The organism is Providencia sp. 2023EL-00965 (genome assembly GCF_033550225.1).
GTDB lineage: Bacteria > Pseudomonadota > Gammaproteobacteria > Enterobacterales > Enterobacteriaceae > Providencia > Providencia manganoxydans.
Genome location: NZ_JAWUEH010000021.1, coordinates 32,206 through 55,862, shown reverse-complemented (window position 1 = coordinate 55,862; position 23,657 = coordinate 32,206). Strand labels below are relative to the sequence as shown.

Below are 23,657 nucleotides of genomic sequence, written 5' to 3'. Positions count from 1 at the left end.
ATGCCGAACTCAGCAGTGAAACGCCGTAGCGCCGATGGTAGTGTGGGGTCTCCCCATGTGAGAGTAGGGAACTGCCAGACATTAAATTAGTGAAGAAGCCACCCATTGGGTGGCTTTTTTGCGTTTGAAAAGAAATAATATTTTTCATAAATATGATATCGATAAGTAAGCTTTATAACTTTAACAATTAGTTTTTCATAAATTAATTTGTTTAAATGTTAAATGGTGTCTTTTTTAGTTAGACAGCTTTTATAATTTGGCTATTGATATCAATATATAAGCTATAAAAAATGATTTTATGATCACTGATTTTGTTGTTTTATGTTTTCTATTTACCTGCCTTTCTTAAGATACTTTCTCATTAAAATAGATAATAAATGTTAAATTGATGTTGCAAAAAGTTAAATATATACTAGTAAGAAGTAACTTAATCAGATGTTATGAATGTTTTTGCACACGGTAATGCACTTATTTATCAAGGTGAATAAGATGAAAAATATAAAATCTGTTAATAGCCAAGTATTTAGGGATATTGTTGCTGTTAGTAAGCAAAAGGAGCTTGAATTCAATAATGGACAAGATGGGGCAATAATATTATCTCTATTAGTGATGTTTTTTACGCCCTTTTTATTGCTTAATGAAGTACGCCAGTTTCTACAAATAGATTACAGTTTTGCTGCTATGGCTAGTATCGCGGTGGTTAGCCTTATATTAACCGTTATTCTTTATAAGGTGTTTAAGATTAGCCAAAAATTTGCGGATAAAGAAACATCATTAAATTCATTGTTATCAATGTATGTACCTAATAATAAAGCTGAATTTGAGCGTTTTAAAGCAGAAACAAGAAATGAACCAACTCATTTTTTTGAGTTGGTAAATGAGTGGATAAGTACCGAAAAACTGACCTATGCAAAATAACTCAGTTTTATAGGATTAAAAAAGCGGCTCAATTAAGAGCCGCTTTTTTATGTTTCTTTCTAGAGGTAGTAAAGGTTAATGTGTTTTGCCTTGTTCAATCCCCAAACCAATTTGAGAGCGAACAAACTGTTCTCTAAAACGCTCTCTTTCCATTTTGCCGCGCTCTGAGTTATCCGTTACAGAGAATAGCCACGAAGCTACAAATGCGACAATCATTGAAAAGAATGCCGGATACTCATAAGGATAAATCGGTTTTTCATGATGTAAGATGCTGACCCAAATGGTTGGACCTAAAATCATAAGCACAACCGCAGTAATTAAGCCTAGCCATCCGCCAGCTAAGGCGCCACGAGTGGTCAGTTTTTTCCAATACATGGATAGCAGTATGATAGGGAAGTTACAGCTTGCCGCGATAGAGAAGGCTAAGCCAACCATGAAGGCGATATTTTGGTTTTCAAATAAGATCCCTAATCCGATGGCAACGAATCCTAATATAACGACGGTTATTTTAGATACGCGTAATTCTTCTTTTTCGTTAGCTTTACCATCTTTAATCGCCATTGCATAAAGATCATGGGATACAGCCGAGGCACCGGCTAATGTTAAACCAGCCACAACGGCGAGTATAGTGGCAAATGCAACCGCAGAGATAAATCCAAGGAAGAAATTTCCACCGACTGCATCTGCAAGGTGTACTGCCGCCATATTGGTTCCACCAATAAGCTTACCGGCTGCATCTTTAAAGTCTGGGTTTGCACTAACAAGAACTATCGCACCGAAACCGATGATGAAAGTGAGAATATAGAAGTAGCCAATGAAACCTGTTGCATAGAATACGCTTTTACGTGCTTCTTTCGCATCACTAACGGTGAAAAAGCGCATGATAATATGAGGTAGCCCTGCGGTACCAAACATCAATGCTAAGCCAAGTGAAAGCGCAGATATCGGATCAGAAACTAAGCCTCCTGGACTCATAATCGCGATGCCGTTTTTATGAACTTCTACCGCTTCTTTAAATAGTGTATTGAAATTAAAGCCAACATGTTTCATGACCATGACAGCCATAAATGTTGCACCGGCTAATAAGAGGATTGCTTTGATTATCTGTACCCATGTTGTCGCTAACATCCCACCAAATAGGACGTACAACACCATGAGGATCCCAACGATCACGACAGCGATATGGTAATTCAAGCCGAAAAGCAATTCGATCAGTTTACCTGCACCAACCATTTGCGCTATTAGATAGAGGGCGACAACAACCAGTGAACCTACAGCGGATAAGATCCTTATTGGCCTCTGTTTTAATCGATATGAGGCTACATCAGCGAATGTATAGCGACCGAGGTTACGCAGACGTTCTGCAATAAGAAATAGAATAATTGGCCAGCCGATTAGAAAGCCGATGGAGTAAATCAGCCCATCATAGCCTGATGTATAAACTAGAGCTGAAATACCTAAGAATGATGCAGCAGACATAAAATCGCCGGCAATTGCCATTCCATTTTGAAAACCGGTAATTTTACCGCCAGCAGTATAGTAATCTGAACGGGAGCGAGTTCTTTTTGAAGCCCAGTAAGTAATATAAAGTGTAAATCCGACGAATAACAAGAACATAATAATGGCTTGAATATTGACCGGCTGTCGCTCAACATCGCCCGTCAGTGCATCAGAGAATGCTGCTGAAGAGGCAAAAAGTAGGATAAGGGGTAAGATTTTTATCATTTTTGCACCTCTTTTAGTATTTCAGCGGTTAAGCGATCATATTCACCATTTGCACGAATAACATAGATACCGGTTAATACAAAGGAGATAACGATGAGGCCCACACCGACAGGAATGCCACGGGTGATATAAGAACCTTCAGAGATTGGTGTTCCTAGCCAGCTAGGAGCAAAGGCAATAAGAAAAATAAAACCGACATACAGTATTAATGTGATAGCTGACAACAACCATGAAAATCGACCACGTTTCCTTACCAATTCTTTAAAGCGAGGGTTATTCTCTACCTGTTGATAAGCAGTAGCATTCATCAGAGTTCTCCTCTGTTATACGTTATACTTTATGTAAGGCCGCTCAATAGAGACGGCCTTTTGGCGTTATGACATACTCATTGATTGTTTTTCTTCGAGTAGTTTTTCGACAACACCTGGATCTGCTAGCGTAGAGGTATCTCCTAAGTTACTAGTATCACCTGATGCAATTTTTCGTAGGATACGGCGCATGATCTTACCAGAGCGGGTTTTCGGAAGAGAATCCGTCCAATGTAGAACATCTGGGGTTGCGATTGGGCCGATTTCTTTACGTACCCAATTGCGGACATCGGTATACAACTCAGGTGATGGTTCTTCCCCTGAGATTAAAGTGACATAAGCATAAATCGCTTGCCCTTTAATACTGTGTGGAATACCTACAACGGCTGCTTCCGCTATTTTTGGATGGGCAACTAAAGCTGATTCTATTTCAGCCGTTCCTAGACGGTGACCTGAAATATTTAATACATCATCGACACGCCCAGTGATCCAATAATAGCCGTCTTCATCGCGACGGGCACCATCACCACTAAAATACATCCCTTTGAAGGTTGAAAAATAGGTTTGTTCAAAACGCTCATGATCACCATATAAGGTGCGAGCTTGACCTGGCCATGAATCAACAATCACAAGGTTACCTTCGGTAGCACCTTCTAGAGGCTCACCAAGGTTATCAACCAAAGCAGGACGAACGCCAAAGAACGGTAATGTTGCAGAACCTGGTTTCAGCATCGTAGCGCCAGAAAGTGGTGTGATCATAAAGCCACCCGTTTCTGTTTGCCACCATGTATCAACAACAGGGCAACGGCTGTTCCCGATCTTCTTATAGAACCATTCCCAAGCTTCAGGGTTTATTGGTTCACCAACAGAACCGAGGATCCTCAGTGAACTACGGTCGGTACCTTCGATTGCTTTATCGCCTTCAGCCATTAATGCACGGATGGCAGTTGGAGCGGTATAAAGAATATTAACTTTATGCTTATCAACCACTTGGCTCATACGATTAACTGCTGGGTAGTTAGGTACACCCTCAAACATTAATGTTTGAGCGCCATTCGATAATGGACCATAGAGTAGATAGCTATGGCCTGTTACCCAACCGACATCAGCGGTACACCAGTAGACTTCGCCTGGATGATAATCAAAAGTATATTTGAAAGTTAGCGTGGCGTAGACCAAATAACCGCCAGTGGTATGCAATACACCTTTTGGCTTACCTGTTGAGCCTGAAGTATAGAGAATAAATAATGGATCCTCTGCATTCATTTCTTCAGGAGGACAGTCTGCGCTAACCCCTTGAACCAAATCATGCCACCATAGGTCACGGCCTTCTACCCAACTCGGTACATTCCCTGTACGACGGTAAACAATGACGTTTTTGACGGTAGTAACATTAGAATTGGTTAATGCATCATCAACATTTTTCTTCAGTGGAATAGCACGGCCAGCACGTAAACCTTCATCGGAAGTAATAATTAGCTTAGCTTTACAGTCGATAACACGTCCAGATACTGCTTCGGGTGAAAAGCCAGCAAAGATCACGGTATGAATGGCACCAATGCGTGCGCAAGCTAACATGGCAACTGCGGATTCAACGACCATAGGCATGTAAATGGCAACCACATCGCCTTTACGAATACCTTGCTGTTTCAGCACATTGGCGAATTGGCTAACATCATGATGTAGCTCACGATAAGTGACATGTTTAGATTGAGAAGGGTCATCGCCCTCCCAAATGATGGCGGTTTGATCACCTTTTTCTGCCAGATGGCGATCTAAACAGTTAGCGCTTAAGTTAAGAGTTCCGTCTTCAAACCAGCGAATACTGATATGGCCTGGGTCGAAGGAGGTGTTTTTTACTCGAGTATAGGGTTTGATCCAATCAACTATTTTCCCTTTCTCACCCCAGAATTGCTCAGGGTTTTGAATAGAGAGTTGATACTCTGTGTTGTACTGTTGCTCGTTTATCAGGGCATTTTCTGCAATTTCAGCAGGAACGGGATGCTTAGTTATTTGAGTCATATTTTTATCTCCTTGCAGATGTTAATACTATGTCAAAAAATGGTTAACTAAAGCAGGAAATATAAATTTGTTTTTCTTTTGCGCGGAAGATCACGTATTAATTGTAATGGATTTAACAGGATTATCATTTGATGCGAAATGTCTAAATGGAATAATTATCTAATTATGTTATTAAAGGTAATATTAAAGAAAATCAAAGGGTGCTAATGTTGGTATTAGTTGCTAAATAAATAGCCAATGCTAGTTAATGAGAAAGACCACATAAACACCATGGGTTTGATAATGATTTTCATTAACAGTAAAATCACTATAATAAAAGTTATTTTCACAAGGTGTGAAGTATGCTCGTGATACTTCAAGTTGCAGGGTTTTCGTTGGGGTATAAGTGACTAGGCTACGTTCGCTGAGTCACCGTGTTTATCTATACTTCTCGACTATCTGCACCTCGAATTATTTAGAGCATATATACCCGATGTGCCGTACCTTTTGAGTAAACGGTGTAAATTAATAAGTCACTGGAGACAATACAATGAGCTATACATTACCTGCTTTACCTTATGCTTATGATGCGCTGGAACCTCATTTTGATAAGCAAACCATGGAAATTCATCACACCAAGCATCATCAAACTTATGTAAACAATACGAATACTGCATTAGAAAAATTACCTGAATTAGCAAATCTAGACATCGATGTGCTTATTCAGCAGCTAGATAAAATCCCTGCTGACCAACGTACTTTTGTGCGTAACAATGCTGGCGGCCACTCAAACCACAGCTTTTTCTGGAAAGGTTTGAAGCTAGGTACAGAGTTGAATGGATCTCTAAAAGCAGCGATTGAGCGTGACTTCGGTAGCGTTGATGCGTTTAAAGACCTGTTTGAAAAAGCGGCTGCTTCTCGTTTCGGTTCTGGCTGGGCTTGGCTGGTTCTGAAAGATGACGGTAAACTTGCTGTTGTTTCAACTGCTAACCAAGATAGCCCTCTGATGGGTGAAGCTATCTCTGGTGCATCAGGCTATCCAATCATTGGCCTAGATGTATGGGAACACGCTTATTACTTGAAATATCAAAACCGCCGCCCTGATTACATTAAAGCGTTCTGGTCAGTAGTAAACTGGGACGAAGCTGCGAAACGTTTTGCAGATAAAACCAAGTAAGTTATTAAATTAACAAAAACTCGTGGGCGTGGTCTTTATTGGCTGCGCCTTTTTTATTTATATTTCAAATTGTAGGTTGGTATCGTAGCCACTAAGTTACAGTGTTTATCTAATGTTCTCCGCCTCTCTTCACTTGCTGCCTATCTATTGCCTCTATCGCTTTCCTTTGCTGAATCAATCTCAGTTTTGTCTCGTTCCAAACTTTTTTGTTTTATTTATAATCAAGTTTATTAATATTGTTAATCTATAAATGTATGCACGGGCTTCATTTGCTCTGAAGTTGAAATTGTCGGCAATAAGGGAAATAAGGAAGATAAAATGGCATCTAGTATGGTGATGGGAATCGATCTTGGTACCAGTAATAGCGCGGTGAGTTTGTGGATTGAAGGACGCTCTGTTTTAATTCCAAATAAACAAGGAGATGTGCTGACACCTTCTGTGATAGGCCTTGATGATGACGAGCAGATTTTAGTGGGTCATTCAGCTCGTGCACGTCTGCAAAGCCATCCACAATTGACTCAAGCCAGTTTTAAGCGCTTTATGGGAACTAATGCGACCTTACCATTAGGCCATCTTACTTTTCGCGCTGAGGAGCTTTCAGCCTTACTTTTGAGGCAATTAAAAGATGATGTAGAAGCTTGGCTAGGTTATCCCGTAAAAGATGCAGTGATCACAGTTCCTGCCTATTTTAATGATGTACAACGCCGAGCAGTGAAAACAGCGGGGCAGCTTGCTGGGTTGAACGTATTGAGATTGCTTAATGAGCCGACGGCAGCATCGCTGGCTTTTGGTTTATTGGAAAATAAAGAGCACAAATATTTGACGTTTGACCTTGGTGGGGGAACTTTTGATGTTTCTATTATCGATATGTTTGAAGGGGTCATTGAGGTTTGTGCGAGTAGCGGTGATGTGCGTTTAGGCGGAGATGATTTCAGTGAAGCTATCTATCAATGGATGTTGAATCAACAACCTCAATTAAAAGCCTCTCAAGCTGAAGTTAGGGCACCGCTGCTGGAAAAAGCAGAATTATTAAAAATCGCTTTAAGCCAAGGGAATGAAGCAACGGAGGCTTGGTCTTGGCAGGATAAAGAGTGGCAATGGACGATGAACGAGCAAGAGTTCAGTACTTGCTGCCAACCTTTATTAACCCGATTGCAGCAGCCGATTGTGCAAGCATTGCATGATTCTCGATTCACTCTCAATGACCTTGATGACATCTTATTAGTGGGTGGTGCTACACGGATGCCTTTAATTCGCCAAACGGTCGCTCGCCTTTTTGGTCGTTTCCCGCGGCATGATCTGAATCCAGATGAAGCCGTTGCATTGGGTGCGGGTGTGCAAGCAGGAATGGTCATGGCTGATGCTGCGCTTGATGATGTTATTTTAACGGATGTGATGCCGTTTTCGTTGGGAATCGAAACCTCTAAAAAAAATGCAGTGCATTATGAGTCAGGTTATTTTTTACCGCTGATCGAGCGAAATACTTTTCTACCTGTTAGTAAGATGCAAACTGTTAGCACAGTTGAAGATAACCAAACACATATTCTATTAAAGATTTATCAAGGGGAAGCACGGCGCGTACAAGACAACGTGTTTCTTGGTGAAATGGATATTGATATTCCTGCAAAACCTGCGGGAGAGGTAGATATTGATGTCCGATTCACTTATACCGTTGATGGATTGTTAGAAATTGAATGTCGTTATCAAGGCAACCCTGAAGTGTTTCGTCTGGTAATAGAAAAAGTACCGGGGCAGATGAGCGAAGAACAAATTGCACAAAGTTTACTGAAAATAGCAGATCTAAAACAACACCCAAGAGATAGGCAAGAAAACAGGGTGTTATTAGCACGTTGTGCTCGTTTATATGAGTTTTTACTGGGTGAAGATCGTTATTGGATAGACCAAGTGACAACGGAGTTTGAAAGAGCTTTAGATAGCCAAGATCAGCGCCGTATCGCTGCAATTCGCGAGCAGGTCGAGCAATTTTTAGGTCGTTATGAAGGAGACTCACATTAATGAGTATGTGGGAAATACTAGACATCGCCCCAACGGTGGATGAAAAGGAAATTCGTCGTGCCTATGCACGGCAAGTAAAAAAATATCGGCCCGATAGTCACCCAGAGGAATATCAGCAACTACGTGAAGCTTTTGAAGAAGCAAAACAATATGCGCTGTACGCTGACTTTCATGACAGTGAGGACGATGATGACCAATCTTTAATTTCCATTGATTCATCAACAGTGGAAGAAGAGGTTTCAAATCCACCTTATCAATCTGAACTGGCGATGACCTACCCTCTTTCTAATATCAATGTGTTTGAGACTCCTGTTGAAATAGATGCATTACCCGTTGTTGAGATCCCTTATAACTCGGAGCAACTTGAGCGTATTGCTGGCCTGTTAATTAAAGATGAAAAGTTTGGCATGAACGAACTTGCCTTACTATGGGCTGAGGTAGCCGAACGGGGCAGCTTACTCATTCATCAGCAGTTTCATGAAGAGTTTTCGTGGGTATTATCACAGCAAGAAGGCCTTACTGAAGCCATTGTCGAACATGTTTCAACATTTTTGGGCTGGCGGTTGAATGAATATAGCTCAACACACACCATTCCGTTCTATGTACAAAATGCAATTAATGAGCAACTACGCCAAACTGAGGTCGCTCGTGCTTGGAAACAATGTCAAATCGAAGCGGTACAAGGCGATTATCTGGTTGCTGCATCAATGCGTTTATTGGTAAGTGAGCAAGAAAAAGTCTCTTTCAAAGTTCGCTTGATCCCTGGACTCATTCCTCAAATATCACAGCAAGTTGAACAATTAACCTATGAATATCCAGAACTGAAAGATAAATTCAATCCAGCGGTGCAGTCCTTTGTACAGCAACCTAGGATAGCGTTTAATTGGCGTGGTATTTTTTTGTGTGTATTTTGGGGGTTACTGCTGAATATGGTGGCTGCCCGACCAGAGGTTAGCCCCACGGTTGCAATTATTGCTGCCGTTATCATTGTTTTTTATTTATTTATTAGCGACATAATAATGTTTTGGCTACATTCAAAACCAAAACTATTTAAATGGTTTTTGATAATTGAATTCTTTGTGACCCTGTTAGTGATGCTGAATTTAATTATTGGCCTGTTTTTATCGTTATCAACTTTCTTTGTTGCGTTAGATGTGGGACCTGCGCAAGGTGCTAGAGCAATGGTCTTTTTTATCTTTATTGGCTTAGCATGGTATGCGTGGCCGAGAAATAAACCTTTATTGCGCATGCCCGGTATGGCGCTGTATAGAATATTTGCGAGCCCTTGGATTATTTTAGAGTGGCTTAAATTTTCATGGTTTTCATTGACTTGGTTGGTGGTGATCTATTTGGTTTACTATCGAGTGGCTTATGAGCTACTGAAGTTTTTTACGTTAGAGCACCAATTAGGTTTATGATAATCTCCAGTCATAAATATTAATTTACTGAATTTAAAGCCATTATTAAGGTGTGATATCAATGTTAATTCATCCACAAGTCTATATCGGCCAAGTTCAATCTACACGTGCGTGTGGAAATAGTGCGATTCATAAGCGTCAAGTTGATGGGTTGTTATCATTAGGGCAGTTAGGGCTTGAGGGTGATGAACAAGCTGAAAAACGTTTTCATGGTGGTCCAGATCGCGCATTATGTCATTACCCAGCAGAGCATTATCAATTTTGGGTAAATGCTTACCCTGAACTTGAAGCGCTATTTGTTCCTCCTGCTTTTGGTGAGAACATTTCCACACAAGGTATGACCGAACAGAATGTTTTCATTGGTGATATTTATGCATGGGGCGATGCGCGTATTCAAGTTACCCAGCCTCGTTCCCCTTGCTATAAGCTTAATGGTCTCACAGGTATTGAAAATTTCGCACAGAGGATGCAAGAAAATGGGCGCTGTGGTTGGCTATATCGTGTGGTAAAAACGGGCTCTGTGAGCGCTACAACACCCATAAAGCTTTTAAGTCGCAATAGTGATGTGTCAGTACAAGAAGCTATTATGATCGCTTTTCATGCACCATTTGATGAAGAGTTATATCAGCGCCTATTAGCAACAGCAGGGCTGTCTGCTAGCTGGAGCCTAACTATGCAGAACAGATTAGAACATCGGCGAATTGAAGAGTTCAGCCATCGGTTGTTTGGCAAACGGGGTTGATATAAAGAGGTAAGTAATGCGATATGATTTAAATGACCTCTACTATTACGTTAAAGTTGTTGAACATGGCGGGTTTTCACAAGCGGGTCTTGCTTTGGGGATCCCGAAATCTAAGCTGAGTCGTCGCATTGCTGATCTTGAGCAAAAACTCAATGTTTCTTTAATTTACCGCTCAACTCGCCAGTTTCATGTGACTGAAATCGGTCAAACCTTTTATCAGCAATGTAAAAACGTGGTTGAGGAAGCGGAGTTAGCTGAAGAGTTGATTTGTTCTGTACAAACTCAACCTAAAGGAACCATTAAACTATCTTGTCCTATCGCGTTATTACAGGTGTATATGCAAGATCTGCTCATCGATTTTATGGTTAAGTGTCCTGAAATCAATATTCAGATTTTAGCGGTTAATCGTCCTGTGGATGTCATCAGTGAGGGGTTAGATTTAGCGCTTCGAGTTCGCCCACGGCCATTAGATGATTCTGGGCTAATGATGAAGGTGTTAGGTTATTCACAACGCTTATTGGTTGCTAGCCCATTGTTGTTTAAAGAAAGCCCTCCATTACAAACACCAGAACAGCTGGTGGATTACCCTATGTTGGCCAATTCTGAGCATTCACAGCGTTATACCTTGACCTTGAAACATAACGATGAATCGAGTTTCACACAGCATTTCACCCCTAGATTAGCGACAACAGATATCTTGACGCTACATAAGGCGACATTGAGTGGTCTTGGTATTGCGCGGTTACCACTTGAAGTGGTTGAAAAGGAATTAAAAACGGGTGAACTGATCGAAGTGCTACCTGAGTGGCATTTTCCTGAAGGTATCATTCATGCGGTATATCCTTCAAGGAAGGGGATGTTGCCAGCCGTGAAATTATTATTGATGTATTTAGCTGAAAATATACCTGCGGCAGCAAAAAAATCAGTTCCCCGATAAATGTATTATCAGGGAACGATTATGTTTAATGATCTTGTGTAATACGACCAAATTTTCCGTTATTAAAATCATCAATAGCGTCTTTGATATCTTGCTCACTATTCATGACAAAAGGTCCGTAACCGACAACAGGTTCATTGATCGGATCACCACTTAAGAACAGCACCAATGCATCTTCAGTGGCTTCTAGGATGATATTGGTGTCGCTATCATCTAGAATGATTAATTCACTTTCGTTTATATTCGCTCGACCATCGACAATTACTGATCCGCGTAAGATCACTAAGCCTATATAACGGCCTGCTTTGGTTTGAATACCAACATTTTTCCCTTTATTGAGTTGTAGATCCCACACATCAATAGGGGTAAATGTACGAGCTGAGCCGGCATTGCCAAGATAGTCACCTGCGATAACTCGTAATGTTCCCGCTTCATTTGGCAAAGCAATATTGGGTATTTGGTGACTTTCTAGCAATTGATACCCTGGAGCGGCTGATTTGTCTTTTGCAGGTAGGTTGACCCACAACTGCACCATATCTAGTGTACCGCCCGTTTTCATAAAATTATCTGAGTGGTATTCCTGATGCAAAATACCCGATGCCGCAGTCATCCACTGGACATCACCCGGTCCGATGACTCCACCTTCGCCAGTTGAATCATGGTGAGCAACTTCACCACTATAAACAATAGTGACTGTTTCAAAACCACGGTGTGGGTGTTCTCCTACCCCTCTATTTCCTGTATTTGATGGTGGGAAATCAGTCGGGCCAGCGCGGTCGAGTAATAAAAATGGATTCAGATATTTTCCGTGATTGCTATAGCTAAACAATGAACGGACAGGAAAGCCATCACCGACCCAGTGGCCTCGCGGTGCATTATAGATACCAATGATTTTTTTCATGGTTGTGCTCCTAAAATCTGTTTTGATGAGCAGATCATAAAGCAGTGTTTAGGGAAGGAGTAGTGGCAAAAATAGGCTTCATTGTTTCATTTTTGGAACAATGAAAGCATCGCTAATTATTCTATTTTTAGAATTGTGTTTATCAAAATTGTGACTACTCAGAAAGAGGGTAATTAGTTATTGTAAATCATAATATGATATTTAATGTTTCTACCAAGGTGTAAAAGGTTATTGATCAATAATGAGTAATTAAGTTCTCAACGTTAGTTTATAGAATGTGTCGCTAGGTCGCTTAGGTTTTTGATAAGCGGCCTATACTCGTCATACTTCAAGTCGCAGAGCTTTTCATTAAGGTATAAATGTTAGCTGAATCAAAGTGTTTATCTATGTTTCTCATCTACCTTCACTTGTCGCCTACCTGCAACTCGAATTGTTTTGAGTGTATTTATATTATTTCTATAAATTACAGGAGAATTGAATGAAAAAATTAGTTGCCTCTTTATTAGCTTCACTGTTTTTCGTTGGCAATGCTTATGGGGAAAAGACTCAAGCTAGTACACAAGAAAAACCATTAAATATTATTAACTTGTATGAGTTGGCTAGCGAAGCATCAAAAAATATGGATAAAGGTGCTTCTGGATATATTCGTGGTGGCGCTGAAGATGAACTGGTTTTGGAAAACAATAGGCGTAGCTTTAATCAAAAATTTATTTTGCCTCGAGTCATGCAAAATATTAAAACTTCGGATATTGACTTATCAACACAATTGTTCGGGATCCCTTTAAAAACACCTATTATTCAGTCTCCTATGGCCGCTCAAGGGTTAGCTCATCAAGATGGTGAACTTGCTAGCGCCAAAGGTATGGCGAAGGCAGGCTCTATTTTCTCATTAAGTACTTATAGCAATAAAACGATTGAAGAAGTGGCTAAGGTTGCAGGGGAAAATCCGTTTTTTTTCCAGTTTTATCTCAATAAAAATACTGAATTTAATGAGTTTATACTGAATTATGCAAAACAAAATGGGGCTAAAGCGATCATTTTGACGGTGGATTCGACGGTTGCAGGTTATCGTGAAGATGATGTGCGTAATAATTTTAACTATCCTGGGAAATTTGCCAACGTAGAAGCATTTGAAAAATATCAGCGGGGTAAACAGCAACTGACGCCAAGTGAAGTTTTAGTCGAAGCTAAACAAGCATTAGTTTTTTCTGATATTCAATATGTTAAACAGCTTTCAGGATTGCCTGTGATTGTTAAAGGGATCCAATCGCCTGTTGATGCGCATCATGCTATTAAGGCTGGCGCTGATGCTATTTGGGTTTCAAACCATGGTGGTCGTCAGTTAGATAGCGGTCCAGCTTCATTTGATATGCTACCTGCAATTGCAAAAATGGTTAATAAACGGGTACCAATTATATTCGATAGTGGGGTGCGCCGTGGTTCACATGTATTCAAAGCGCTCGCTAGTGGGGCGGATATCGTTGCAGTAGGAAGGCCGATTTTATATGGTTTGCATTTAGGTGGTGCAGAGGGGGTCAATTCAGTGATAGAGCATCTGAATAAAGAGCTTAGGATTAATATGCAATTAGGTGGCGTAAAGGATATTGAACAGATACAGCGAACAGTGCTTTATACTCAGACTGAACTGGAAACTCGTTTTCTACAGTAAAAGGTCGCCAACAACGTTTAGTTAGCGACCATAAATTTATTGTATCGATTAAGGGCGTTTAACAAAACCGATGGCTTGATAGACTTTATCCAGTGTTTCTTGTGCACGAGCTGCTGCTTTGGTTGCACCTTCATCCATGATTTTATTGAGTAAAGCTTCATCATTACGGAAGTGGTGGTAACGCTCTTGCAAGGTCGTCAACATCCCTGCCACGGCTTCAGCAACCGCACCTTTTAGATGACCGTACATCTGGCCTGCAAACTCAGCTTCCAGCTCTGGGATACTTTTACCTGTAATGCCTGACAGAATATCTAACAGGTTTGATACCCCTGGTTTATTTTCAATATCATAAATAACACGAGGTGGCTCTTCTGAATCTGTCATGGCACGTTTAATTTTCTTCGCCGCACCTTTTGGATCTTCAAGTAGCGCGATCAGGTTATTACGGTTTTCATCCGATTTAGACATTTTCTTTGTTGGATCTTGTAATGCCATTACGCGAGCGCCGCCACCTGTTGGAATAAACGGATCTGGTACGGTGAAGATATCCCCATAAATCGCGTTAAAACGTTGGGCTACATCGCGGCTTAATTCAAGATGCTGTTTTTGGTCAATCCCAACAGGAACTTTGTTGGTTTGGTATAGCAAGATATCTGCCACCATTAATACAGGATAATCAAATAGACCGGCGTTGATATTTTCTGAATGACGCGCTGATTTGTCTTTAAACTGAGTCATGCGGCTTAATTCGCCAAAGTAGGTATAGCAATTCAGTGCCCAGCTCAGTTGTGCATGTTGTGGAACATGGGATTGGACAAATATAGTACTTTTTTGGTGATCGATGCCGCAAGCAAGATAAAGTGCTAATGTATCGAGAGTTCTTTTACGTAGTTCGTCTGGATCTTGACGAACTGTGATGGCATGTTGGTCAACGATACAGTAGATGCAATCGTAATCATCTTGCATCTGTACCCACTGACGCAGCGCACCCATGTAGTTACCGATGGTTAATTCACCGGAAGGCTGCGCGCCGCTGAATACGATAGGTTTTTGGGATGGCTTTTGTGTTGCAGTGGGTTCACTCATTTCTTTTTATATCCTTTCGTTATTTTGTATCAGATAAACCAATGCTAGGCAGGATATCTGAAAAGTGTGTTAATACACAGTCAGGCTCACTTAGTGCGATAGATTCGCCATAGTTATAACCATAGGTTAGGCCAACACAAGGGCACTGTGCACTTTGTGCAGCGATAATATCATTACGGGAATCACCAACAAAAAGCAATTCCTCTTTTCGTAAACCAAACTTACCCATAGTGAGATACAAAGGGGCTGGATGAGGTTTCTTTTCTTTTACATCATCGCCACCAAGCACCAGTGAAAAATAGCTGTCGATAGCCAGCTTTTTGAGAAGTGGTGCGATAAAAGGAGTCGGTTTGTTGGTCACAATCGCCATAGGTAAACCATGTTGTGACAGTTTTTCGAGGGTTTCTTTCACTTCAGGAAACAGCTCACTACCTGTTGTGACTGATGTTGCATAGAACTTATCAAAGCTGTGGCGCGTTGCCTGATGAAGCTCAGGTGTGATGGTTGCTCCCGCCCATGTTAATGCGCGGTCAATCATGACATCAGCACCATTACCTACCCAAATGGAAACGCGCTCTTTGCCTGCGGGCGAAAAACCTTGCTCTACTAAGGCGTTATCCAGTGCTTCGGCTAATCCACCAGCACTGTCAACCAGAGTACCATCTAAATCAAATGCAATTGCTTTAATGTTTTCTAAACTCGGCTGTGTCATTGAGATACCTTTTGTAATTCCTTACGCATTTGATCAATGACGGCTTTGTAATCGGGCTGACCAAAAATGGCAGATCCTGCAACAAAGGTGTCTGCACCAGCAGCGGCAATTTCCGCAATGTTGTCGATTTTAACACCGCCATCGATTTCCAAACGAATATCATAGCCGCTCTCATCGATCATTTTACGGACTTGGCGCAATTTAGTGAGGGTCTGTGGAATAAAAGATTGCCCACCAAATCCAGGGTTCACTGACATCAGTAAGATCATGTCCACTTTGTCCATAACATACTCTAAATGACTCAGTGGAGTGGCAGGGTTAAATACGAGTCCAGCAGTACAGCCATGTTCTTTTATCAGCTGTAATGTTCTATCGACATGTTCACTCGCTTCAACATGGAAGCTGATATGGCTAGCACCTGCTTTAGCAAAATCAGGAATAATTCTGTCAACGGGTTTGACCATCAGGTGAACATCAATAGGAGCTGTGATGCCATAGTCACGTAGTGCTTTACAAATAGGCGCGCCAAATGTGAGGTTAGGGACATAATGGTTATCCATAACATCAAAGTGTACGATATCAGCACCTGCGGCCAGTACTTTTGCGGTGTCTTCACCTAAACGGGCAAAATCTGCAGATAAAATAGATGGGGCAATGAGAAAATCTTTCATTATTGTCTCCGATTATTTAAATGTTACCTGAGAGTCATTTCACGCCGGGCGAGAAGTGCTTAGCTGTTGTTTTCACAATTTGTTTTGGCAGATTGAGGGTTGGCTCACCATTATACAACGCTAGCAGTTCATTTACTTTATTTCGGTTAAGTATATTCCGGCTGATAGTACGACGCACTTTGACTATGTGTAATTTAGCTTGATGATACCATTCACGAGTTGCGGGTGTGTCATGATTTGAAATCAGAACGGGAATTTTGCGATCTGAAGACAAATAGTGGGCTAACTGAGCTAAGTTTCTTTGTTCTTGTGCACTAAAAGCATTGGTGTGATACGCAGTGAAGTTTGCCGTCTCGGAAAGTGGTGCATAAGGCGGGTCACAATAAATCACTGATCCTGATTCCGCAGATAAAAGAGTACTTTCATAATGTTGGGTGATAAAGGTTGCCTTTTGTGCTTTGTCTGCAAACCACAATAGTTCTTCTTCTGGGAAGTAAGGTTTTTTATAGCGGCCAAATGGCACGTTAAATTCACCGCGTGAGTTGTAGCGACATAGACCGTTGTAGCAATGGCGATTTAAATATAAAAATAATACGCTACGCTTGATAGGATCTATGGAACGATTAAATTCTTCACGTTTTAAGTAATACTGCTCAGCGGTATTAAATTCAGGCGTAAAGATCTCGCGCACCTCCCCAATAAATGAGTCTGTGCGATATTTTACAGTATTGTAGAGGTTGATTAGGTCACTGTTGATGTCAGCTAGGACGTAAGCGTCATAGCTGGTGTTTAGGAAAACAGAACCAGCTCCTACAAAGGGCTCGATCAGACAATCCCCTTGTGGAAGATGTTTTTTGATATCCTCCACTAGTGGGTATTTGCCGCCGGCCCATTTCAAAAAAGCGCGTGTTTTTTTCATGCCGTCTTATTGTTACAAACGTTTAGAGTAAAATTGAGTACTCTGTCAGGACAGCATAGTGCGCCCGCTATAAAACGTTATTATTTTTGATCCTGTTGAACTTGTTTCATATTTCTTACCCATGGCTTTTTCGCTTGGATATCAGCAGGTAAAGTGGAAATTGCACTTTTTGCTTCATTCACTGAACGATAATTACCATGGATTAATACATACCAAGTTTTCCCATTGCGGATTGTTTTATAAACTTTATAGTTCGTCAGTTTATGTTGTTTAGCGAAAGCTTCTAATGTGTCAGAGCGGCTTGCACTGCTTAATTGTAATGTATAGTTCCCTGCTGGTGCAGACATTAAGTTACCACTTTGGCTATTGCTTGCAGTGGTGGTTTTCGCCGGCTGTTTTGGTTGTGCCGGTTGTTTGGTTTCAACAGGTTTTGTTGGAACTTTTTCTGGTTTTACTGGCGTTGTCTGTGGGGTTTGCACAGATGGCGTCTGAGTAATTGGCGGTGGAGCAATATTTTGTGTTTGCGTATTGTTTGTTGAACCTTGGTTAATTGATTGGCCTTGGTTCAATGCATCTGCCACATCACCTGGGATTTCTATCCGTTCACCATAATTATTTTGCTGCTGTTGTGGTTCGCTCTGAGTTGGAGTTGGACTCACTGGCGGCATGTTGATTTCTTGGGTTTGACCTTGCAGTGAACTATTACTCAATGAGGAAGAACCTGACAGATCGATATTACGTCCACTTGAGTCAGAACTATCAATTTGCTGCTTTTCGTGTTCAGTTGGTGCTTTTAAGGCTGAGCTAATGGCAATAATCAACAATAACAGTACCAATACACCGACACCAATCATAATGTGCTGGCGTGATAACGTCAGCTTAGGCTTTGCCGATGATGATTGTTGACGGCTACGACCTGTTGGTCGGTCGGATGTATCTGGCCGTAGATCATTTTGTGCTTGAGGCTGATTATCTGGTTTAAATTCGTCCATTTTGCCCTCCCAAAAATATATTGCCTTGTAATCGAGATAAATGTGTCTCTGTATTACGGCTGCTTACTAGCTAGTAGTGTATACCTGCAATCCTGCAAAGGATAGTTTTCGTCATCCCGTTTTTCATATGATATACGAAATAGCTAACACATAGTTAAAAGTCTAAGTGTTTGAGTTAGTGTTGTAACCTGAAACTTTAGATATATGGCATAATTTAACGACTTTAAGACATATCTGCCAGAAACATTTTAAAACCCTCGGTTTTAGAGACGTTATTCGCTGTTTCTGGCGGTAAATTATACAATCAGATTCAGATTTTCATGGTAAGCAGGAAGATATCGCATTCAATACAGTTTGCGACTCTATGTCTGAGCGCAGTTCTGCATGACCGATAGCGGTAGGTAAGATCAAATGTAATTTGCCTCCCATGACTTTTTTATCTCTCATCATATGAGGTAAATAGTCATCAGCGGTCATTTGTTTTGGTCCTGTAACAGGTAAATCAGCGCGTTCTAATAGGGCAGTGATGCGCTGTGTTTGAGCTGAGGTAAAGGTACCAATACTTTCTGCGGTTTTCGCTGCCATAACCATACCCGCGGCAACGGCTTCACCATGCAACCAAACACCGTAACCCATATGTGCTTCAATAGCATGGCCAAAGGTGTGCCCAAGATTCAGTAGTGCTCTTAACCCACTGGTTTCTTTCTCATCAGCAGCGACGACTTGTGCTTTGAGTTCACAGCAACGACGGATACAGTAAGCCATTGCTTGGTTATCCAATGCCATGAGCGCATCAATATGGCTTTCTAACCAGCTAAAAAACTCACCATCAAGAATAATGCCGTATTTAATGACTTCGGCAAGACCTGATGATAGTTCACGTTTAGGCAGTGTTTTTAGGCAATCAAGATCGATAATAACAGAGGCGGGTTGATAAAATGCCCCGATCATATTTTTGCCTAGAGGGTGGTTAACTGCGGTTTTACCACCAACAGAAGAGTCTACTTGAGAAAGCAACGTGGTAGGAACTTGGATAAAGCGTACCCCACGCTGATAACTTGCCGCAGCAAATCCTGTGAGATCGCCGATAACCCCACCGCCTAAAGCAATAAGGGTCGTATCGCGACTATGACGTTTTTCCAGTAAGGCAGTGAACACATCATTCATAATAAACAATGATTTATATTGTTCACCATCAGGTAATATGATGGAATCTACTGAGACACCTAATGCTTCAAGTACTCGGGTAACTTTATCTAAATAGATAGGTGCGAGTGTTTCATTGGTCACCACCATCGCACGTTGACCTGACTTCAGTGGCCAAAATGCATCGGGCTGGTTATAAAGACCTGAAGCAATAGTGATTGGATAACTACGTTCTTCCAAAGTAACAGTGACTTTTTCCATCTTGCTTTACCTTGTGCCATTACTGGGTTGAGTTAGTTTTTTTCTAACAGCTCAATGATTTGGCTAGCGACAACTTTGGCACTTTGCTCATCTGTATGGATTGTAATGTCAGCAATCTCTTCATACATAGGGTTGCGTTCAGATGCCAATTTCTCAAGAACCTCGCGAGCGGGCTCATCCACTTGTAATAATGGACGCTTTTTATCGCGTTGAGTACGAGATAATTGTTTCTCGATAGTGGTCTCAAGATACACAACAACACCACGAGCGGATAGGCGATTTCGGGTTTCTTTCGATTTTACTGAACCGCCACCCGTTGCCAATACGATGCCTTGTTTTTCGGTAAGCTCATTGATGATTTTTTCTTCGCGATCGCGAAAGCCTTCTTCGCCTTCTAGGTCAAAGACCCAGCCTACATCTGCGCCTGTGCGTTTTTCAATCTCGTGATCAGAGTCGAAAAACTCCATATTAAGCTGTTGAGCCAATTGACGACCAATAGTGCTTTTGCCGGCACCCATCGGTCCAACCAGAAAGATATTGCGTTTCTCTGCCATGTTTTTTGGTATTACTACGATTATTCGTTAATGATAACCCGCCCCGCCAATCAAATTAGCGACGGGACCTAAACTGAAACCTCATGAGTGATAAGTGAGATCAGATAAGAAAATTATCTCAATACATCAACCTGAATTGCAACTATATAAATGAGGCACTGAGCGAACAAAGTGCCTCATTTGGTGTTACTGGTTTCTATAATTATGCCGTCTATGTTGCCTAACGTTTTGTTCAACAATGAGTTTTAGCAGAATTACCCTGATATCAAAGATGCAGAGTACCTGCTAATTTATAGAGCAAATTTATTGCGGCTATTTAATAAGCGGCTGATAGCTTGTTCTTTAATCTACCGATAGTTAGAACACTCAATGGATAACCTTGTATGCTAAAACGACGCCAGCGTCAAATTTATCCGGTAGGTTTATGACATAAAAAATAAATTTTAGGCTTCATATTCCTTTTATTTTTCTGTAATGCATTGAAATATATTGGTTATTGTTTGGTGCTAAATATTGATCAGCTTAGGTGTAATAAAAACCATAAGAACCCTACGGTCAATATGTTTACCTGTATGTGTAAATAATCTACCTAGAAAAGGGATCTCAGAAAGAACAGGTAAACCTGATTCGGTGCTTTCTTGCTTTTGTTGGAAAATTCCTCCAAGTATCAAGGTTTCATTATTTCGAATGGTTACTGAAGTGACTATTTCTTGCTTGTTGATCGCTAAGTAGTGGTTATCACTTGCCGTAAGCGCCTTATCTGGTGAGTTATGGCTAATTTTCAGTAATAGCTCAATGTGGTCACTTCGTGAAATTGTGGGTGTTACCTCCATTCCTAATACCGCATCTTTAAATTGAACATGTGTTTTCTTTTCTGTGCTGGTTACATAAGGAATTTCAGTTCCTTGCTGAATACTGGCTGGGTGTTTATGAGATGCGACTAGTCGAGGGCTAGCAATAATTGACAGTAAGTTTTCTTTTTCTAATGCATTCAGTTTGAGTTCGAGTAAGCCTTCTCCGAGCCTGAGTAGATTAAAATTGAATTGCCCTGCCACAGAAACTGCGTCATAACGATTATAACGTTGATAACGACTATTATTTGGGCTTCCAGATAACATACCCCACTCTAACCCCAGTTCTTGAAGTGCTGTTCGGCTACTACTGATAATGTGTGCGGTTATCTGAACTTGCTGTTTAGGAATATCTAATTGTTTTAACCACTCACCGATAAGTTGTAATCGGTTTTTGGTTTCCTTAATCACTAAGCTGTTAGTTGCTAAATGGCTGGTGGCGCTGCCCTCTTTAGATAACAGCGCATCGCCTACTTGGTTTAATTGCTCAAGGGCATCTTTAGCGTTAATTGAGGTCAACGTAAAAATTTTTTCAGTAAATAGGTTTTCTGGAGGTGGTGTTACGGAAGGGGGCTGTTGGGATAAAACTTCATGATTAGTTTCTATTAACTGAGGAATAAATGGGTCGCGTAACGCCTGTGAACTAGCGTTAAATGAAATCGTTAAAATACCAATAACTACAAAAAATAATTTATTGCGCATTATTTTTATCATCCGTGATAAATGAAATAGTTAGAGTAGCTGCTAATTGGCCATTATGTGGTGTGAAACTGGCTCCGGAGAGCAACCCTATTTGATGAGTTGGTGGTGATATTAGAGCATGAATAAAACGATAAAGTTGAGGGTAATCCCCTTGAACTTCAATTGTATAACTTTTTTCCTGAGTTTCTGTATTCGTTGAGGGTTGTAATCGATTAAGAACAACATTTGTACGGGTTACGGTTTGCTGTAAATGAGTGATAAATTCACTTGGATCTCGCTGAGATGAATTCACCTTGTATTTTAGTGCGACTATTTGCGAATTCAGCTGTTCAAGAGAGGGTAATTGTTGATGTGTGATTTGCATATGTCGTGATTGAGCGTCGAGATCGTGTATCTCATGCTCTAGCTTGGCTAATTGAAGTGCAATTGGTTGCCAATAGAAATAAAAATAAGTGAATAAAATAAGTATCATAGCCACACTCGTAGGCAAGAGCCGTTGCCACAAAGGACGATACCAAAAGGCAGAAGTGTTACTGTTCATGCCCTTCCTCCGAGATGTTTGCACTGACATGTAAGTAATTCACTTGGCGTGTCTTACCCATTTTGATGAGTTGTGTTTGATGCAACAGAGGATTGTTTTCTATTTGATTTATTAATTGGCTTATATCTTGAAAATCATAGCTATATGCGGTGATGTTTAAATGTTTATTGGTAAGAACGACATGGGTTAGCCAACTCTTTGTTGGGGTAATTACGGATAATTGTTTAAGAATATCCAGTTGCCGTAAATTATTTTGTGAGTCTTCATCGAGCCTTTGTTGATGGCTAAGCCACAGCTCCAGCTGGGCTTGTTGCTGTTTAATCGTATCTATTTGTTGCTGATTAAGCATGAGTTGTTGTTCAAGTTGTGTTTTAGTGGTTTGCAGATATTGCTGCTGTGATTGTTGCTGGAAATAGCAATAGATCATCATCAGTAAGGCGCAGCTACTTTGCATGATCAGTATTATCAAACACTGCCATTTTCGGCGGGTAATTCGCTGATGCCGCCAAGGCAAAAAATTAACCTGATACATATTTATCGCCTTCATTGTCTTTTTGGCGTAGCGCTAAGCCAGCTGCAATTACATAGTCACCCAGTTGATGAGGGAGTGTAATAGAGTATCGCTGAAATGCTTGTAGTAGATTCCATGAGTGTTTGGCTTGTGACTGATGGTCGTCGCCAATGTAATACACTGGGTGCGGTTGAGATGTATTGGTTTCAGTGAGAAGAGGGAGTAATTGATTGAGGGTGGTAATATCGCTATCTTGGATTTGATTGTAGTTTGCCGGTTGGCTTATTGGGCCCGACCATAACCATTCACCTTGCCGATAATGCACTAACCAGCTTTCATCGGGCAGCCCCGCTAAGCGGGCAAGATAACGTAAAACACATGGTGCAACATCAATTGCGGTTAGTATAAAACCACTATTTTGAAACAACTCTTGCCAAAACAAGATTTCAGAGCGGCGAACGCCATTTAAATAGGCGCTGCGGTTGATCACTCTATAATCAATTGTGAGTTCTTCTATGCTCAATGGAAACAATTTTTCTGCTTGGGCACGTAAATACCAACCCAATTCAGGCTGTTGTAATGTAAGTTGTTCAGGTAACGTTATTTGTTGTTTTATCGTTCTTAACGAGGGAAATGCGATAGAAACTTGACAATTTTTCGGTAATTTCCGACGCCATTGTACTAATATATCCAGTAGGATAGCGCGTTTTTTATTTTCAGATAGGTCGGAAATTTGGTTTGGAATAGGGTGTTGCCAACATTCACATAGATGCCAATGTTTACGGCTCCGCCGTGCTGCCACAAGCTGTATTGTTGTTTGGCAAAGGTCGATCCCAACATGCCAGAGTTGTGAATACATAGATAATATCCTTATTATTAACCGTTAAATTACGATTTCT

Annotated in this window: 22 protein-coding genes; 7 read left to right on the top strand and 15 right to left on the bottom strand. The window is 40.9% G+C overall.

Annotated elements, in window-relative coordinates:
- The first annotated feature begins 489 nt into the window (after positions 1-489).
- A complete protein-coding gene (locus SC428_RS20385; RefSeq protein ID WP_180355076.1) occupies positions 490-918 on the top strand; it encodes a hypothetical protein in 429 nt (142 codons plus the stop codon).
- A gap of 75 nt (positions 919-993) precedes the next feature.
- Here SC428_RS20385 and actP read toward each other — a convergent pair whose 3' ends face one another.
- From actP to acs, 3 genes are all read right to left on the bottom strand, one after another.
- Positions 994-2,643, bottom strand: a complete 1,650-nt coding sequence (gene actP, locus SC428_RS20380; RefSeq protein WP_070927482.1) for a cation/acetate symporter ActP — start codon at positions 2,641-2,643, stop codon at positions 994-996.
- Complete coding sequence (locus tag SC428_RS20375) at positions 2,640-2,951, bottom strand: DUF485 domain-containing protein (RefSeq protein WP_070927484.1); 312 nt, start codon at positions 2,949-2,951, stop codon at positions 2,640-2,642. The genes actP and SC428_RS20375 overlap by 4 nt, the downstream gene beginning before the upstream one ends.
- A gap of 66 nt (positions 2,952-3,017) precedes the next feature.
- Positions 3,018-4,973 (bottom strand): acetate--CoA ligase, encoded by a 1,956-nt coding sequence (gene acs / locus SC428_RS20370; RefSeq protein WP_318710002.1) that lies wholly within the window; start codon positions 4,971-4,973, stop codon positions 3,018-3,020.
- Positions 4,974-5,502: 529 nt separating this feature from the next.
- On the opposite strand from acs, the gene sodA reads away from it, so the two are divergent.
- From sodA to SC428_RS20345, 5 genes are all read left to right on the top strand, one after another.
- The gene (gene sodA, locus SC428_RS20365) at positions 5,503-6,129 is read left to right on the top strand and encodes a superoxide dismutase [Mn] (protein WP_070927488.1); all 627 of its coding nucleotides are present in this window, start codon (positions 5,503-5,505) and stop codon (positions 6,127-6,129) included.
- 318 nt (positions 6,130-6,447) lie between these two features.
- A complete protein-coding gene (locus SC428_RS20360) occupies positions 6,448-8,145 on the top strand; it encodes a molecular chaperone HscC (protein ID WP_318709999.1) in 1,698 nt (565 codons plus the stop codon).
- Positions 8,145-9,563: a J domain-containing protein gene (locus SC428_RS20355; protein WP_318709997.1), complete on the top strand. Its 1,419-nt coding sequence runs from the start codon at positions 8,145-8,147 to the stop codon at positions 9,561-9,563. The genes SC428_RS20360 and SC428_RS20355 overlap by 1 nt, the downstream gene beginning before the upstream one ends.
- 61 nt (positions 9,564-9,624) lie before the next feature.
- Complete coding sequence (yiiM, locus tag SC428_RS20350) at positions 9,625-10,305, top strand: 6-hydroxyaminopurine reductase (RefSeq protein WP_140182497.1); 681 nt, start codon at positions 9,625-9,627, stop codon at positions 10,303-10,305.
- Between the two features lie 16 nt (positions 10,306-10,321).
- On the top strand, positions 10,322-11,242 hold the full coding sequence (locus tag SC428_RS20345; protein ID WP_070927497.1) for a LysR substrate-binding domain-containing protein: 921 nt from the start codon (positions 10,322-10,324) through the stop codon (positions 11,240-11,242).
- 25 nt (positions 11,243-11,267) lie between these two features.
- On the opposite strand, the gene SC428_RS20340 is transcribed toward SC428_RS20345, so the two are convergent.
- Positions 11,268-12,143 carry a pirin family protein gene (locus SC428_RS20340; protein ID WP_283126582.1) on the bottom strand — a complete coding sequence of 292 codons (876 nt, stop codon included), beginning with the start codon at positions 12,141-12,143 and terminating at the stop codon, positions 11,268-11,270.
- Between the two features lie 478 nt (positions 12,144-12,621).
- Here SC428_RS20340 and SC428_RS20335 point away from each other — a divergent pair, with 478 nt between their 5' ends.
- Complete coding sequence (locus SC428_RS20335) at positions 12,622-13,812, top strand: lactate oxidase (protein ID WP_318709993.1); 1,191 nt, start codon at positions 12,622-12,624, stop codon at positions 13,810-13,812.
- Between the two features lie 48 nt (positions 13,813-13,860).
- Here the strand turns inward: SC428_RS20335 and trpS are convergent, their stop codons facing one another.
- The 11 genes from trpS to pilM all read right to left on the bottom strand — a co-directional run bounded on the left by trpS (position 13,861) and on the right by pilM (position 23,617).
- Positions 13,861-14,898, bottom strand: coding sequence for a tryptophan--tRNA ligase (trpS, locus tag SC428_RS20330; protein ID WP_070927501.1), 1,038 nt, complete (start codon positions 14,896-14,898; stop codon positions 13,861-13,863).
- A gap of 19 nt (positions 14,899-14,917) precedes the next feature.
- Positions 14,918-15,610, bottom strand: a complete 693-nt coding sequence (locus tag SC428_RS20325; RefSeq protein WP_070927503.1) for a phosphoglycolate phosphatase — start codon at positions 15,608-15,610, stop codon at positions 14,918-14,920.
- Entirely contained in the window at positions 15,607-16,281 is a 675-nt protein-coding gene (gene rpe, locus SC428_RS20320; RefSeq protein ID WP_070927505.1) for a ribulose-phosphate 3-epimerase, read from the bottom strand. Before rpe ends, SC428_RS20325 begins: the two co-directional genes overlap by 4 nt.
- Before the next feature lie 34 nt (positions 16,282-16,315).
- Complete coding sequence (dam, locus tag SC428_RS20315) at positions 16,316-17,200, bottom strand: adenine-specific DNA-methyltransferase (protein ID WP_140187129.1); 885 nt, start codon at positions 17,198-17,200, stop codon at positions 16,316-16,318.
- An 80-nt stretch (positions 17,201-17,280) separates the two neighbouring features.
- Positions 17,281-18,192 (bottom strand): SPOR domain-containing protein, encoded by a 912-nt coding sequence (locus SC428_RS20310; protein ID WP_318709984.1) that lies wholly within the window; start codon positions 18,190-18,192, stop codon positions 17,281-17,283.
- Positions 18,193-18,510: 318 nt separating this feature from the next.
- A complete protein-coding gene (aroB, locus tag SC428_RS20305; RefSeq protein WP_070927509.1) occupies positions 18,511-19,599 on the bottom strand; it encodes a 3-dehydroquinate synthase in 1,089 nt (362 codons plus the stop codon).
- A 32-nt stretch (positions 19,600-19,631) separates the two neighbouring features.
- Entirely contained in the window at positions 19,632-20,153 is a 522-nt protein-coding gene (gene aroK, locus SC428_RS20300; protein ID WP_070927511.1) for a shikimate kinase AroK, read from the bottom strand.
- Between the two features lie 506 nt (positions 20,154-20,659).
- Positions 20,660-21,706 carry a secretin N-terminal domain-containing protein gene (locus SC428_RS20295; protein ID WP_070927513.1) on the bottom strand — a complete coding sequence of 349 codons (1,047 nt, stop codon included), beginning with the start codon at positions 21,704-21,706 and terminating at the stop codon, positions 20,660-20,662.
- Positions 21,696-22,247 (bottom strand): hypothetical protein, encoded by a 552-nt coding sequence (locus SC428_RS20290; RefSeq protein WP_318709978.1) that lies wholly within the window; start codon positions 22,245-22,247, stop codon positions 21,696-21,698. The genes SC428_RS20295 and SC428_RS20290 overlap by 11 nt, the downstream gene beginning before the upstream one ends.
- Complete coding sequence (locus tag SC428_RS20285) at positions 22,237-22,779, bottom strand: PilN domain-containing protein (RefSeq protein ID WP_070927517.1); 543 nt, start codon at positions 22,777-22,779, stop codon at positions 22,237-22,239. The genes SC428_RS20290 and SC428_RS20285 overlap by 11 nt, the downstream gene beginning before the upstream one ends.
- Positions 22,766-23,617, bottom strand: a complete 852-nt coding sequence (pilM, locus tag SC428_RS20280) for a pilus assembly protein PilM (protein WP_140187122.1) — start codon at positions 23,615-23,617, stop codon at positions 22,766-22,768. The genes SC428_RS20285 and pilM overlap by 14 nt, the downstream gene beginning before the upstream one ends.
- Between the last annotated feature and the right edge of the window lie 40 nt (positions 23,618-23,657).

Excerpts from the sequence above, each read along its gene's own strand:
- SC428_RS20385 (WP_180355076.1), top strand. The coding sequence starts at position 490 with ATGAAAAATATAAAATCTGTTAATAGCCAAGTATTTAGGGATATTGTT.
- actP (WP_070927482.1), bottom strand. The coding sequence starts at position 2,643 with ATGATAAAAATCTTACCCCTTATCCTACTTTTTGCCTCTTCAGCAGCA.
- SC428_RS20375 (WP_070927484.1), bottom strand. The coding sequence starts at position 2,951 with ATGAATGCTACTGCTTATCAACAGGTAGAGAATAACCCTCGCTTTAAA.
- acs (WP_318710002.1), bottom strand. The coding sequence starts at position 4,973 with ATGACTCAAATAACTAAGCATCCCGTTCCTGCTGAAATTGCAGAAAAT.
- sodA (WP_070927488.1), top strand. The coding sequence starts at position 5,503 with ATGAGCTATACATTACCTGCTTTACCTTATGCTTATGATGCGCTGGAA.
- SC428_RS20360 (WP_318709999.1), top strand. The coding sequence starts at position 6,448 with ATGGCATCTAGTATGGTGATGGGAATCGATCTTGGTACCAGTAATAGC.
- SC428_RS20355 (WP_318709997.1), top strand. The coding sequence starts at position 8,145 with ATGAGTATGTGGGAAATACTAGACATCGCCCCAACGGTGGATGAAAAG.
- yiiM (WP_140182497.1), top strand. The coding sequence starts at position 9,625 with ATGTTAATTCATCCACAAGTCTATATCGGCCAAGTTCAATCTACACGT.
- SC428_RS20345 (WP_070927497.1), top strand. The coding sequence starts at position 10,322 with ATGCGATATGATTTAAATGACCTCTACTATTACGTTAAAGTTGTTGAA.
- SC428_RS20340 (WP_283126582.1), bottom strand. The coding sequence starts at position 12,143 with ATGAAAAAAATCATTGGTATCTATAATGCACCGCGAGGCCACTGGGTC.
- SC428_RS20335 (WP_318709993.1), top strand. The coding sequence starts at position 12,622 with ATGAAAAAATTAGTTGCCTCTTTATTAGCTTCACTGTTTTTCGTTGGC.
- trpS (WP_070927501.1), bottom strand. The coding sequence starts at position 14,898 with ATGAGTGAACCCACTGCAACACAAAAGCCATCCCAAAAACCTATCGTA.
- SC428_RS20325 (WP_070927503.1), bottom strand. The coding sequence starts at position 15,610 with ATGACACAGCCGAGTTTAGAAAACATTAAAGCAATTGCATTTGATTTA.
- rpe (WP_070927505.1), bottom strand. The coding sequence starts at position 16,281 with ATGAAAGATTTTCTCATTGCCCCATCTATTTTATCTGCAGATTTTGCC.
- dam (WP_140187129.1), bottom strand. The coding sequence starts at position 17,200 with ATGAAAAAAACACGCGCTTTTTTGAAATGGGCCGGCGGCAAATACCCA.
- SC428_RS20310 (WP_318709984.1), bottom strand. The coding sequence starts at position 18,192 with ATGGACGAATTTAAACCAGATAATCAGCCTCAAGCACAAAATGATCTA.
- aroB (WP_070927509.1), bottom strand. The coding sequence starts at position 19,599 with ATGGAAAAAGTCACTGTTACTTTGGAAGAACGTAGTTATCCAATCACT.
- aroK (WP_070927511.1), bottom strand. The coding sequence starts at position 20,153 with ATGGCAGAGAAACGCAATATCTTTCTGGTTGGACCGATGGGTGCCGGC.
- SC428_RS20295 (WP_070927513.1), bottom strand. The coding sequence starts at position 21,706 with ATGCGCAATAAATTATTTTTTGTAGTTATTGGTATTTTAACGATTTCA.
- SC428_RS20290 (WP_318709978.1), bottom strand. The coding sequence starts at position 22,247 with ATGAACAGTAACACTTCTGCCTTTTGGTATCGTCCTTTGTGGCAACGG.
- SC428_RS20285 (WP_070927517.1), bottom strand. The coding sequence starts at position 22,779 with ATGTATCAGGTTAATTTTTTGCCTTGGCGGCATCAGCGAATTACCCGC.
- pilM (WP_140187122.1), bottom strand. The coding sequence starts at position 23,617 with ATGTATTCACAACTCTGGCATGTTGGGATCGACCTTTGCCAAACAACA.